The organism is Wolbachia endosymbiont (group B) of Erebia ligea (assembly GCF_947179575.1).
GTDB lineage: Bacteria > Pseudomonadota > Alphaproteobacteria > Rickettsiales > Anaplasmataceae > Wolbachia > Wolbachia pipientis_C.
The window spans coordinates 645190-658728 of the sequence record NZ_CAMXBW010000002.1 but is presented as its reverse complement, the minus strand read 5'-3'; the positions used below and the strand labels follow the sequence as shown (position 1 = coordinate 658728).

Annotated in this window: 11 protein-coding genes and 2 pseudogenes; 5 read left to right on the top strand and 8 right to left on the bottom strand. The window is 33.9% G+C overall.

Annotated elements, in window-relative coordinates:
- The first annotated feature begins 9 nt into the window (after nt 1-9).
- The 5 genes from OM962_RS03795 (at nt 10) to OM962_RS03775 (ending at nt 4420) form a co-directional block, all read left to right on the top strand.
- Entirely contained in the window at nt 10-645 is a 636-nt protein-coding gene (locus tag OM962_RS03795; RefSeq protein ID WP_264330862.1) for a DnaA ATPase domain-containing protein, read from the top strand.
- A gap of 371 nt (nt 646-1016) precedes the next feature.
- Nucleotides 1017-2003 carry a site-specific tyrosine recombinase gene (locus tag OM962_RS03790; protein ID WP_264330861.1) on the top strand — a complete coding sequence of 329 codons (987 nt, stop codon included), beginning with the start codon at nt 1017-1019 and terminating at the stop codon, nt 2001-2003.
- 56 nt (nt 2004-2059) lie between these two features.
- On the top strand, nt 2060-2785 hold the full coding sequence (locus OM962_RS03785) for a lysophospholipid acyltransferase family protein (RefSeq protein WP_319606754.1): 726 nt from the start codon (nt 2060-2062) through the stop codon (nt 2783-2785).
- A 43-nt stretch (nt 2786-2828) separates the two neighbouring features.
- Complete coding sequence (rpsT, locus tag OM962_RS03780) at nt 2829-3098, top strand: 30S ribosomal protein S20 (RefSeq protein WP_006013011.1); 270 nt, start codon at nt 2829-2831, stop codon at nt 3096-3098.
- Between the two features lie 80 nt (nt 3099-3178).
- On the top strand, nt 3179-4420 hold the full coding sequence (locus OM962_RS03775) for a citrate synthase (RefSeq protein ID WP_264330860.1): 1242 nt from the start codon (nt 3179-3181) through the stop codon (nt 4418-4420).
- Nucleotides 4421-4464: 44 nt separating this feature from the next.
- On the opposite strand, the gene OM962_RS03770 is transcribed toward OM962_RS03775, so the two are convergent.
- From OM962_RS03770 to OM962_RS03735, 8 genes and pseudogenes are all read right to left on the bottom strand, one after another.
- Nucleotides 4465-4782, bottom strand: a complete 318-nt coding sequence (locus OM962_RS03770; RefSeq protein ID WP_264330859.1) for a hypothetical protein — start codon at nt 4780-4782, stop codon at nt 4465-4467.
- A gap of 49 nt (nt 4783-4831) precedes the next feature.
- Nucleotides 4832-5188 (bottom strand): annotated as a pseudogene (locus tag OM962_RS03765) (IS66 family transposase); the annotation flags it as partial.
- A gap of 22 nt (nt 5189-5210) precedes the next feature.
- Nucleotides 5211-6563: an IS66 family transposase gene (gene tnpC, locus OM962_RS03760; RefSeq protein ID WP_264330459.1), complete on the bottom strand. Its 1353-nt coding sequence runs from the start codon at nt 6561-6563 to the stop codon at nt 5211-5213.
- 107 nt (nt 6564-6670) lie between these two features.
- A pseudogene (gene tnpC, locus OM962_RS03755) lies at nt 6671-7684 on the bottom strand (IS66 family transposase); the annotation flags it as partial.
- Between the two features lie 318 nt (nt 7685-8002).
- Nucleotides 8003-9937: an excinuclease ABC subunit UvrB gene (uvrB, locus tag OM962_RS03750; protein ID WP_264330858.1), complete on the bottom strand. Its 1935-nt coding sequence runs from the start codon at nt 9935-9937 to the stop codon at nt 8003-8005.
- An 86-nt stretch (nt 9938-10023) separates the two neighbouring features.
- On the bottom strand, nt 10024-10785 hold the full coding sequence (locus OM962_RS03745; RefSeq protein ID WP_264330857.1) for a cytochrome c1: 762 nt from the start codon (nt 10783-10785) through the stop codon (nt 10024-10026).
- Entirely contained in the window at nt 10785-12011 is a 1227-nt protein-coding gene (locus OM962_RS03740) for a cytochrome b (protein ID WP_211907500.1), read from the bottom strand. The genes OM962_RS03745 and OM962_RS03740 overlap by 1 nt, the downstream gene beginning before the upstream one ends.
- 130 nt (nt 12012-12141) lie before the next feature.
- Complete coding sequence (locus tag OM962_RS03735; RefSeq protein WP_264330856.1) at nt 12142-13515, bottom strand: ankyrin repeat domain-containing protein; 1374 nt, start codon at nt 13513-13515, stop codon at nt 12142-12144.
- Nucleotides 13516-13539: the final 24 nt, after the last annotated feature.

Here is a 13539-nt window from a genome sequence, read left to right as displayed (position 1 = left end):
AGGCTTTACGTGCAATTAAATTTATTTAGCAATAATCAAGTTGATTATTGCTGGCAAAACTATATCACCTTAGACGAAAATAAGCACGTATATAACTCAATAGTTAACGATTTATCTTGGAAATGCCTGATTCTTTTTGGACCTAACAGCTCTGGAAAAACTCACCTTGCTCATATTTGGCAATCAATAAACAATGCAATTTTTATTAATGTGAATAATTTTGTAAGCGAAATTAGGTATAGCGATGCGTTTATTTTAGAGGATGTACAAAACATTAAAGATGAGGAAATGTTGTTACATTGTTATAATTATATGAAAGAAAATGATAAGAGACTGCTAATCACTTCTTCAATTTCACCAAAAAAGCTTAACTTCAAACTAAGAGATTTAAGCTCCCGAATATTGTCAACTACCAGCGTAAAAATTTTGCCTGCAAGCGAGGAATTATTAAGAATTATGCTAATAAAACGATTTTCAGATAAACAGTTAAAAATTGATTTAAAAGTGATTAATTATATTCTAGCAAGAATAGAACGTTCTTTCCACAGCATTAATAAAATTATAGAAAAAATAGATAGTGAATCCATAGGATCAAATGTAACCATTCCTTTTATTAACACTTTATTAAAAAAAAGTGCCAATTGATTCCTTTTTTTGTAAGGTATTTATTATATATATTAAAAATTTATTAATACCCATACAATAATGAAGTTGAAATCACTATTTCTTTATGTTAAAATTATAATAAATACTATGATGTAATAAGAATAAACAGACATAGCTAAGGGATATTTTATACGATAGTAAAATTTACTCTACAGGATGTTTTTTATAGATTCAATGTTATAATTGAAATATGGTAAAAATAAGATCAAATTTAAAAAAAAGGTTAAAACAAAGGTTTGTAGTACTTACTTTATTGATAAATGCTTTGTTTATCTCATATTTTCTTATAAAAAACACAAAAAATACTTTCAATCAAATTATAGTCAAAGAAATAAATATAGGAGCTGATAATGAAAAATAAACAACTACAAAATAAAAAAGAGAATCTTTACATAACGTATTACATAGATACTTTGATTTCCGAAAAATCCTCTACACAAAATACTTTGGAAAGTTATCGTTCAGATTTACACCAACTTGAAAAATTTTTATTAGAAGGAGGCACTACCTTAGTTGGTGCAAGTAAAGCTAATATTAAAGATTATGTAAACTTTTTACGTACACAAAAGAAATATAAAACTAGCTCTATATCAAGAAAAATATCTGCTATCAAAAATTTCTATAAGTGCCTATTTAATGATGGAATAATAGACTTTAATCCAGCACCGGCTAATGATAATGAATTAAGAAATCCAAAGGTTTCCCTTCCTTTGCCTAAGTATTTAAGTGTTCAAGAAATATTTTTGCTCATGGAAACAGTAAAAAAATCAGCAAGCGGATCGAATAAAAAGATAAGCAGTAAAAGGCTATGTGCAATTTTAGATATCCTTTACTCTTCCGGGATGCGTATTTCTGAACTAATTAATATGAAGTTATGTGAAGTATCACATTTAGTAAACAGTAACGGTAAAGAAGGCTATATAATAATAAAAGGAAAAGGTGGCAGAGAAAGGCAAATCTTTTTTAATGAGCAAGCATTGCAAAGCCTTAAAGATTATTTATCAATTCGTGACAATCTGCTCCCTAACAACAAAAAATCTGATTGGCTATTCCCAGGTGATAAACCTAATAAACCAATTACAAGGCAAAGAGTTGGTCAATTAATAAAGGAATTAGCAAGAAAGTGCGATATTGATGAAAATAAAATCTCTCCACATGTGATTAGGCATTCTCTTGCTACCCATCTACTGAATAGCGGAGCAAATATTGTGCTGATACAAAAAATTCTTGGCCATACTAATCTTTCTACAACGCAAATATATACTCATATTGCTAACGAAAAGTTAAAGGACAAATTAGCTGATTCTCATCCTATTACTCAGATGATCAATAATTAAACTTATTGCTTTTAGTTTTGTAGTAAAGTTAAATTCAAATAAGTTTACGTGTGTTTGTGATTGCAAGTTTATTGTTTAATTTACTCCTTATATTATGGGAAATATTCTATACTTTAATTACTCTCCCTGTAATTTTCTTTCCTGAGTGTGTAATAACCATTTTCCTTGTTTGCTCGGTGAGAGTTGTATTATTCATGTTGCGTTTATTATGTGGCATTAAATATGAAGTGAGGGGAATGGAAAACATTCCTAAGCAACCTTTTATAATTGCATCTAAACACCAATCTCCATTTGAAACATTTATTTTTATACTACTCTTTAGAAAAGCAGTTTTTATTTTAAAACGTGAATTGAAATGGATTCCATTCATTGGTTTGCATCTCATGGCATTAAAAATGATTTTTATTAATCGCTCAGATGGTATTAGTTCTGTGCGTCATATCATGAAATTAGCAAAAGTGTGTATAAAAGAAAATAGAGGCATAATAATATTTCCTGAAGGTACAAGAACAACTATAAACCAAAATATAAAATATCAATCGGGTATTGCTGCTTTATATAGCGTATTATCTGTTCCTGTGTTACCGATTGCTTTAAACACTGGTTTGTTTTGGCCAAAAAGCATACTTTCTCTGAGAAAGAATCCTGGAAAGGCGGTAATAGAAATATTACCTCCCATATATCCTGGGTTAAACAAAAATGAATTCTTGCAAAGTTTAGAAAAAATCATTGAAGAAAGAAGTAGTAGATTAATTGCAGAAAAAACTGATATTGCAAATTAACAAAAAAACTTTATAATTAAAAGAAAAGTACAGGTATTAATATATGGCAAATCATAAGAGTGCTAAAAAAATGATGAAGGTAATAGCAAAGCGTACTTTAGTAAATAAGATGCGAAAAAGCAAAACTCGTACTGCTATTAGAAAATTGGTTGATATAATCAAGTCTGGTGATAAAGAGAATGTTGTCTTGGCATTTCGGAATGCTGAATCCAATTTACACAAATGTGTAAATAAAGGTGTCATTCATAGGAATACCGCTGCGCGTAAAATAAGTCGCTTAAATGCAAAAGTAAAAGCATTGATGACCGCTTAATACGGTTAATGTAAAGTTAGCTGTATTAATATATACTCTTCAGTTTGTATATTCTGTATAAAATTTAAGTAGCTCAAGTGATGGATAAAAAAGCATTATTGGAACTAAGTAATGGGTCAAAAATTGATCTGCCCGTATTAAGTGGAACAGTAGGTCCTGATGTGTTAAATATTAAGGACTTATATAAGAAGACAGGATTATTCACTTACGATCCAGGGTTTGTTTCTACAGCTTCATGCTCTTCTACAATTACATTCATTGATGGAGATGAAGGAGTTCTTAAATATAGGGGACATAATATAGCTGATTTGGCAGAGAATAATAATTTTACTGCTGTGATTTATTTATTGCTCTATGGTGAATTACCCAGTTCAGAGCAACACAAAAAATTTCTTCTCAAAATACAAGAATCATCCAAAGTATCAGAGCAAGTTACAAATGTAATCAAAGCATTTCCAAAAACTGCTCACCCTATGTCGATTTTAGTTGCATGTTTTGCAAATTTGTCAGCGTCTTACCATGAAATGCATGGCAAAAATGTCAATGGTGAAGATTTAGATTTTGGAATTTCTGCAATAGCAAAAGTTCCTGCAATTGTTGCAATGATTTATAGACATATCAACAATCAGGAATTCATAAATGCTAATAATAAATTAAGTTATAGTGAGAATTTCTTAAATATGATATTTGGCAGTGCTGTTAATAATACCCTTTTTGTAAAAGCTCTGGATAAAATATTTACTCTCCATGCTGATCATGAACAGAATGCTTCTACAGCAGCTGTCAGATTGGTAGGGTCAGCTGGTTCTAATCTATTTGCAAGCCTGTCTGCAGGAGTTGCTACACTTTGGGGTCCAGCACACGGTGGAGCTAATGAGGCAGTTATAAATATGTTAAAAGAGATAGAGCAAAGTGGAGATGTAGATAGATTCATTGAGAAAGCTAAAGATGATAAAGATCCATTTAAGCTAATGGGATTTGGACATCGTGTTTATAAAAACTATGATCCGCGCGCGCTTATATTAAAGGATGCTTGTCATGAGATTTTAAGCAAACTAGAGCAAAACAATGAATTACTTGAAATTGCAAAAAAACTTGAAGAAATAGCTTTAAAGGATGAGTATTTTATTACACGTAAGTTATATCCAAATGTTGATTTTTATTCAGGTATAATAATGAATGCTATTGGTATCCCTTCAAGTATGTTTACACCCATTTTTGCACTTGCAAGAACCACTGGGTGGGTTGCCCAGTGGTATGAAATGATAAACGATAAAGAAACCAAGATTTGTAGGCCAAGGCAGCTATACCTTGGCAAATAAACTTTCATTCACAATTCGTCCTCAAATAGTCTAATTTTCTTTAGCTATAAAATACAACAAGTTGATGTACGCTTTTTTGAAGAACATTGGTCAGGCTGTGATATAGAAGGTTGGTTAAATGTTGTTTTGGGCTTATTAAAAGAAGATCGTGCTGAAGAATGTCCAAAGCCACTATCTTTAGCCGAAGCATCACCCCCACCTTTACCTTCACCATAGTAGTCGGGCCTAAGGAATTTGCTTGAGTTTCCAGTATGTGATTTACCTATAGCTGAATTCTTAGGTGAACCACCAAAACCACTATCTGCACTTGGTCCATCTATCCCTACTTTTTCTTCAGAAGGGGCAAGAGTTTGTGGTTTCATAGCTGGCACACGCGCAGGATCAATGGACGTATCCGTTCAGAGGTGTGGTTTAAGAAACAACAGCTAGCAGGTTTTGAAAAGGGTTTAATTCCTTTTGTTTCCAAGTCAGATACAACGAAATTATCCGCTCAAGAAATCTATTCCCTCGCTCTGACTGTGCAAAATATGAATTCTTACGATAGACAACATAATGCCGTATCTGTCGCTCAACATGGTTATTCGTTAATGGAATATTCTCTGGGTCATCCAAAAATGTCCACATCATTGACTCGGATTTTATAATACCCTTTACCGTTCGTGAAGCTCCTTTTGCTTCAAGTATATAAGATATTTTTATCATGCAGTACTGTATGTATCTTCGTAATTCTTTAGCTTGCTTAGTGAACTTTGAAATACTAATTTCATTTGTATCCGTTCAGAGGTGTGGTTTAAGAAACAACAGCTAGCAGGTTTTGAAAAGGGTTTAATTCCTTTTGTTTCCAAGTCAGATACAACGAAATTATCCGCTCAAGAAATCTATTCCCTCGCTCTGACTGTGCAAAATATGAATTCTTACGATAGACAACATAATGCCGTATCTGTCGCTCAACATGGTTATTCGTTAATGGAATATTCTCTGGGTCATCCAAAAATGTCCACATCATTGACTCGGATTTTATAATACCCTTTACCGTTCGTGAAGCTCCTTTTGCTTCAAGTATATAAGATATTTTTATCATGCAGTACTGTATGTATCTTCGTAATTCTTTAGCTTGCTTAGTGAACTTTGAAATACTAATTTCATTTTCTGACAAAGCGTTTTTTAATACAAACAATCCATTAGCTGCGTCTTTTAAACAATGGCCAAGTCTCATTACTTCACTATTCCAACTATGAGATAACCTCTCGAAATTTCTCAATAAGTGAGCCCAACAAATTTGTCGTTTTTCATCACTGAAGTGGTTGTAAACTGCATATCTGTCAGTAATTACCAGGTTTTTGTAATCACAAAATGCACTATTCTTTAAAAATTTCATTCCTCTTGTATCTGCTAACTTCATAAGACTTGCTTTATTGTTGGCAAACATCCAGCACCATCCCAATTTGCCTTTGTTGTAGTGACTGGTTTCATCAATATGCAAAATTTCGCTTGCTTTTATTTCTTCCTCTATTTGTTCATAGGCTTCTTTACATTTTGACGAAACCCTTGCTTCACTATTGGACACACTACCAACACTTATACTCATGTTAAAGATGTCTTTCATAATATTCGCTATTTCTCGCTTTGAATTCTTATAAAACCCACTTAGTGATGCAACTACTGACTTAACTCTAGGACCAAAGGTATCCGGTGTAACTCCTTCTGGTAATTTGCTACTCCTTCTTTTTCCGCATTTACGACAGCGACCATGTTCTAATTGATACTCAACTACGTAAGGCTTAATTTCTGGTAAATCAACTTTTTGATAGACATATGGTTTTTCCGATATTGCGATTTCTTCACCACACTCGCATCTATTTGGTAACTCTACCTTCACCACCTCATCTGCTTCCATTTTAGCTCGGCAATTCCCCTTATGTCCAACTTGACCACCTATCTTCCTGCCGCCCTCTGACTTATCTTCTGGTGTGTCTTTTTTTATTTTGTACAGCTCTTTTGAACTTGGTAAAGATGAATTCCTTGAGTTTAAGCCGAGTCTCTCTCTTAGTTCAGCATTCTCTATTTCTAAGATTTTATTTTTTTCTTCAATCTTTGCTACTTTCTGCTCTAAGTTTTTACATAACTCTACAATACTGATCAACAATTGAAGCATCTAGCCTTACTTTACTATCAACATTTTGTGTTATTACTACTTTAATATATTATGTCAATTGTTTTTTATCCTTGCCACACCTCTGAACGGATACTTTCATTTTCTGACAAAGCGTTTTTTAATACAAACAATCCATTAGCTGCGTCTTTTAAACAATGGCCAAGTCTCATTACTTCACTATTCCAACTATGAGATAACCTCTCGAAATTTCTCAATAAGTGAGCCCAACAAATTTGTCGTTTTTCATCACTGAAGTGGTTGTAAACTGCATATCTGTCAGTAATTACCAGGTTTTTGTAATCACAAAATGCACTATTCTTTAAAAATTTCATTCCTCTTGTATCTGCTAACTTCATAAGACTTGCTTTATTGTTGGCAAACATCCAGCACCATCCCAATTTGCCTTTGTTGTAGTGACTGGTTTCATCAATATGCAAAATTTCGCTTGCTTTTATTTCTTCCTCTATTTGTTCATAGGCTTCTTTACATTTTGACGAAACCCTTGCTTCACTATTGGACACACTACCAACACTTATACTCATGTTAAAGATGTCTTTCATAATATTCGCTATTTCTCGCTTTGAATTCTTATAAAACCCACTTAGTGATGCAACTACTGACTTAACTCTAGGACCAAAGGTATCCGGTGTAACTCCTTCTGGTAATTTGCTACTCCTTCTTTTTCCGCATTTACGACAGCGACCATGTTCTAATTGATACTCAACTACGTAAGGCTTAATTTCTGGTAAATCAACTTTTTGATAGACATATGGTTTTTCCGATATTGCGATTTCTTCACCACACTCGCATCTATTTGGTAACTCTACCTTCACCACCTCATCTGCTTCCATTTTAGCTCGGCAATTCCCCTTATGTCCAACTTGACCACCTATCTTCCTGCCGCCCTCTGACTTATCTTCTGGTGTGTCTTTTTTTATTTTGTACAGCTCTTTTGAACTTGGTAAAGATGAATTCCTTGAGTTTAAGCCGAGTCTCTCTCTTAGTTCAGCATTCTCTATTTCTAAGATTTTATTTTTTTCTTCAATCTTTGCTACTTTCTGCTCTAAGTTTTTACATAACTCTACAATACTGATCAACAATTGAAGCATCTAGCCTTACTTTACTATCAACATTTTGTGTTATTACTACTTTAATATATTATGTCAATTGTTTTTTATCCTTGCCACACCTCTGAACGGATACTCACTGTTTACTGAAAACGGGCCAAGAAAGCTGCTAATGTCACAGAATTTTAGGTAAACGTTGTTTGCTTGACGTATGAGTGTGCTCTCCTTACTTCAAGAACTCTTTAATATGACTATGCTTAACCACTTAAGTCCTTTCAAGATATGTTCTTAGATAATAGTTTTTCAAATCTTTGGTAAATCAAAGTCAGCTTAACTATTAATTATTTATCCTTTTTCTAGTTATGTAACGGGTCTGTTATTAAATTTTTCAATAATACCTTTTATTTTTGCCGCCTCTTCAAACTCTAAATTTTCAGCATGCTTCAACATTTGCTTTTTCAAACTATTTAGATCATTCTTACTAAAATTCTCAACTACCACTTTTTCCTGTAAAGTATTTGATATAGGCTTTATTATAGTTTTTGGTACAATATTATTCAGTGTATTATGCTCTGTCTGTTTCTTTCTTCTCCTTTCAGTTTCTTTCAGTGCACGATCCATAGAATTAGTAATTTTGTCTGCATATAAAATTACTCTGCCTTCAACATTGCGTGCAGCACGGCCTATCGTTTGAATGAGCGAAGTCTCTGATCGTAAAAAACCTTCTTTGTCAGCATCTAAAATTGCAACCAGCCCACATTCGGGAATATCAAGACCTTCCCGCAATAAGTTAACGCCAACAAGAACATCTATTTCTTTAGATCTTAATTTGCATATAATTTCAATTCTTTCCAGTGCACCAATATCTGAATGTAGGTAAGTTACTTTCATACTGAGCTCACTCATATGCTCAGCTAGCTTTTCAGCCATTTTTTTTGTCAATGTGGTAATTAGAATACAAAATCCTTTTTTTATTGTTACTTGCGCCTCGTGAATCACATCATCAACCTGACTCTCTGTTGGTTTTATGGTGCAGATGGGATCTGTCAGTCCTGTTGGGCGGATAACTTGCTCTATGAATGCGTGATTAGTCTTTTCTAACTCATATTTTCCTGGAGTAGCCGAAACGTAAATAGTCTGGGGCCGTATTGCCTCCCACTCTTCCAATTTTAATGGACGGTTATCAAAAGCAGAAGGTAGCCTAAAACCATAATCTATCAATTTCTTTTTACGTGCTTCATTACCGCTATACATTGCACCTATCTGGGGAACGGTTACATGGCTTTCATCAACAAATAAAATTACATCTTTAGGTAAATACTCAAACAATGTAGGCGGTGGATCTCCGGCTTTCATTCCATAAAGATAACGCGAATAATTTTCAATACCTTTACACACTCCCGTTGCCATCATCATTTCAATATCAAAATTAGTACGCTGCTCAAGGCGTTTTGCTTCAACAATTTTGTTCTGTGAATAGTAATAATCCAGGCGTTCATGTAGTTCTTTTTTAATCAGTTGAACTGCTTGCAAAAGAGTCTCACGTGATGTAGTGTAATAGCTATTTGGAAAAATGGTGACTTTATCTATGCGTCTGATAATATTGCCGTTCATGGCATCAATCTCAGAAATTTCTTCTATTTCATCACCAAACAATGATAAACGCCAAGCTTTATTTTCATAATAGGCAGGAAATATATCAATAATATCGCCGCGCACTCTGAAATATCCTCGCTCAAATCTGACATCAGAACGTTTATATTGGAGATTAGCTAAATTATTCAGAAAGTCATTAACATGAATCTTATCTCCAGCACTTAAAGTCAAGGTCATGCTGAGATAGCTCTCAGGCGAACCAAGACCATATATACAAGAAACACTCGCAACTACAATCGTGTCCCTACGCTCCAAAAGAGAGCATATAGCAGAATAGCGTAGCATATCAATTCTTTCATTTATTAAAGAGTCTTTTTCAATATAAGTGTCTGTTTGTGGCGAATAAGCCTCAGGCTGATAATAATCATAATAAGAAATGAAGTATCCAACAGCATTGTGGGGGAAAAATCCTCTCATCTCCTCGTAAAGCTGTGCCGCTAAAGTTTTATTATGCGCCATAATTAACGCAGGCCTGTTTGTTCTTGCAATAACATTTGCCATAGTAAAAGTTTTTCCAGAGCCAGTTACTCCAAGTAAAACCTGATCTCTTTTTTTGTTATTTAGTCCTTCAACTAAACTATCTATTGCTTGTGGTTGATCCCCAGCTGGCTGAAAATTTGTAACTATTTGAAATGCCATAATCCCTATACTTTCATAATATATTTATCATTACATAATACACATGATATTATGAGTAAGGTATAAAAACGAGCGTAAATGAAGTTCTATTTTCCTTTTTTATAGAGTTGGCTCCAAACTCTATTGTTAGTGAGAACAAAAAACACCGTCAAAATTATAAAATATGTCACTACTTTTAGCCCAAGTTTATGTCGGCGCTCCAGTTCTGGCTCTGCTGCCCATTGTAAGAAATTTACCACATCATATGCCATATTTTCAACTGTGGCTTGCCTTGTACCATCATATTCTACCATTCCTTCAGAGAGTGGTGGTGCCATAGCTAACCTGCCTGTTGAAAAATATGGATTAAAATATAAACCGTTCTCATCATGTTCACCGTTTTGATAACCAATTAGTAGTGAATAGATATAATTTGCACCATCGTGCCTTGCTTTAACAATGAGTGATAAGTCTGGTGGAATTGCACCATTATTACTTGCTGCAGCTGCTTCTTTTGTATCAAAAGGTGCAATAAAATAATCCGAAGACACTCCCGGCCTATCAAACACTTCACCCAAATCATTTGGACCATCTTTCACTTGGTAAGAGGCTGCAATTTGTTTTACATCCTCTTCGGAAAAACCAACATCTTGCAAATTACGAAACGCTATTCTATTCATTGAATGGCAAGCAGCACAGACTTCCTTGTATACTTTATAGCCACGCTGAATTGACTCTCTATCGAAAGATCCAGTAATTCCATCAAAACTCCAGTCGATTTTCTTATTTGGTAAAGGTTTAAACTCCTCTGCAGAAAGAGAATTAGTGAGAAATAATACACAAAACAGAGCAACTTTAACCAACAGCATCACTTCATCTCCGGAACGGAATCGCTTATTGTTTTTGGTAATTTTTTTGGTTTCTCATATTTACTAAGTAAAGGTAAAACTATCACAAAATATGAAAAATAATAAAGAGTTGAGAGTCTACTTAAAGTAATGTAAGGCTCTTTAACTTCCTGCCCCCCAAGCCAAGCAAGAAATGCAAAATTTATTGCAAAAACCCAAAAAAATTTCTTAAATAATGGGCGATAAGCACCACTTTTAACTTTTGATTTATCAAGCCAAGGCAAAAGAAACCAAACTAAAATAGATCCAAACATGGTAAGTACACCAATGAGCTTATTTGGAATTGAGCGCAACATCGCATAAAAAGGTAGGAAATACCACTCTGGTACTATGTGTACTGGAGTTACCATAGGATCAGCTTCTATATAATTATCAGGATGCCCAAGATAATTAGGGGCATAAAAAACAAATCCAAACAAAATTATAAAAAATAAACCAAAAGTTATGCAGTCCTTTGCTATATAATAAGGATAAAAAGGGATAGTGTCCTTACCTGACCTTACTTCTATTCCACTTGGGTTATTAGAGCCAAATCTATGCAGAGCAACAACATGCAACATAGCTAAAGCAATAATAATGAAAGGAAGAAGATAATGAAGTGCAAAAAAACGATTGAGCGTTGGGTTATCAACGGAAAAACCACCCCACAACCATATAACTATTTTATTGCCAATTAAAGGTATGGCTGAAAATAAGTTAGTTATAACTGTTGCACCCCAAAAGCTCATTTGTCCCCATGGAAGAACATATCCCATAAAGGCAGTTGCCATCATTGCAAAAAATATAAATATGCCAATAAACCACACCATTTCTCGCGGTCTCTTATAAGATCCGTAATATAATCCACGCATGATATGAACATAGACCACCATAAAGAAGAGTGACGCCCCAACAGCATGAGTATAACGTATCAGCCATCCATAACTTACGTCACGCATTATACGCTCCACACTATTAAATGCATGATCAACATGCGGAGTGTAGTGCATGGCAAGAAATATACCTGTTATTATCTGCAAAATTAGTGCTATACCAGCCAAAGAACCAAAATTCCAAGCATAATTTAAATTTTTTGGTACTTGATAAGAAGCAGTATGTTTTAGAAAAGAAAATATAGGCAGTCTATACTCTATCCAACCTAATATACCTTTTTCTTCTGTTATTTCTTTCTTGCTATCATCTTCCATAACTTAAAGTTTTTTCATCTTAACTCATTTTATTGTAACAACTTACCTACAACGCACAATAAAAAGTTTAATTTAAATAATAGATTTCACGAAAACAAGCACTCAGACTTGAGTGCTTGTTTTAACTGATTTAGAGGTGCTTTTGATGACGTACACCCTTGGATATTGTTAAGTTGCTTGATGAACTTTCAGGACATTGATAAAGTTTTTCATACTTACTGAGTGCCATCTCAACATTTTTTACCATAGCGTTAAGCTCTCTTTCTGTAATTCCTTCTTTTATAAAAAGCGGATTATTCAATGGGTCTAAACATTCTTCCCCTGTAAACTTCTTGAACATTAAATAACCTAACATGGCTGTTCCATTAAAATCAACTTGTGAAGAGTAGATGGGACTTCCAGCCGAATGAGCAACAGATTGCTGTGCAGAAGGTAAAGTAGGAGTATTTCGACCCAATGTAGAAGCAGTTGTCCAACTAAATATACTATTAATAAGAGAGGAAGGTTTTACTGCACTGCTTGTTGCGTTACTTGCCACGCTGCTAGCTTCCAATTCTTCTTTAAGACTTACTTTAGTAGAAGTTAATATCGCTTTGCAATCAATTGAAACGGCACCACTTAATATAGATACTATTCTTTGCATTGCACTACTGTTATTACACATATCTCTTCTGTAACCTCCAACAACATCCGATGCTGTTCTGCCATTTACATCTTTAATACTAATATCAGCATTGTTGCAAAACAAGAGTTTTACCATATCTGATTGACAATGAAACGACGCTAAGTATAAGGGTGTAAAACCTTTATAATTTGTAGCATTGATATTAGCACCACTATCAATTAGAAGTTGTGCTATTTCCTGTTTACCATTAATAGCAGCAATGTGCAGAGAAGTATTAAAATATTCAGTATTAGTAGCATTAATATCAGCACCTTCATTAAGCAAAAGCTGCAATATTTTTAAATCGCACTTGTCAGTAGTAAAATGTATAGGTTTTATACCATGCCTTTCACTACTCAAGATTTCGCTTTTTATACCTATACTCTCCGCCTCTTTAATGCACTTTTCAACTTTCTGAAAATTACCTATGTTTATAGCAGCAAATAATTCATCTATGAATAGTTCAACTTTTTTGCTTGTTACATCTGCGGTACTATAATTATTACCCATTTCTAACACTGTCTGTATAGTTCCTATAGAGCTAACTTTAGCAGTATGTTCTAGCATAGATGCTATTTTTCGTCTTGCATCGCTATCACACATATTTCTTCTATAACCTTCAACAACATCCGATGCTGTTTTGCCATTTACATCTTTAATACTAGTATCGGCATTATTAAAAAGCAAAAGTTTTACCATATCTAGGTAACAATAGAAAGATGCTAAGTACAAAGGTGTAAAACCTTTATAATTTGTAGCATTGATATTAGCACCATTATCAAGTAGAAATTGTGCTACTTCTGCTTCGTTAGCAGCAGCAATATGTAAGGGAGTACTCAAATATACAGTACTAGTAACGCTAAC

Excerpts from the sequence above, each read along its gene's own strand:
- OM962_RS03790 (WP_264330861.1), top strand. The coding sequence starts at position 1,017 with ATGAAAAATAAACAACTACAAAATAAAAAAGAGAATCTTTACATAACG.
- rpsT (WP_006013011.1), top strand. The coding sequence starts at position 2,829 with ATGGCAAATCATAAGAGTGCTAAAAAAATGATGAAGGTAATAGCAAAG.
- OM962_RS03775 (WP_264330860.1), top strand. The coding sequence starts at position 3,179 with ATGGATAAAAAAGCATTATTGGAACTAAGTAATGGGTCAAAAATTGAT.
- OM962_RS03770 (WP_264330859.1), bottom strand. The coding sequence starts at position 4,782 with ATGAAACCACAAACTCTTGCCCCTTCTGAAGAAAAAGTAGGGATAGAT.
- uvrB (WP_264330858.1), bottom strand. The coding sequence starts at position 9,937 with ATGGCATTTCAAATAGTTACAAATTTTCAGCCAGCTGGGGATCAACCA.
- OM962_RS03745 (WP_264330857.1), bottom strand. The coding sequence starts at position 10,785 with ATGCTGTTGGTTAAAGTTGCTCTGTTTTGTGTATTATTTCTCACTAAT.
- OM962_RS03740 (WP_211907500.1), bottom strand. The coding sequence starts at position 12,011 with ATGGAAGATGATAGCAAGAAAGAAATAACAGAAGAAAAAGGTATATTA.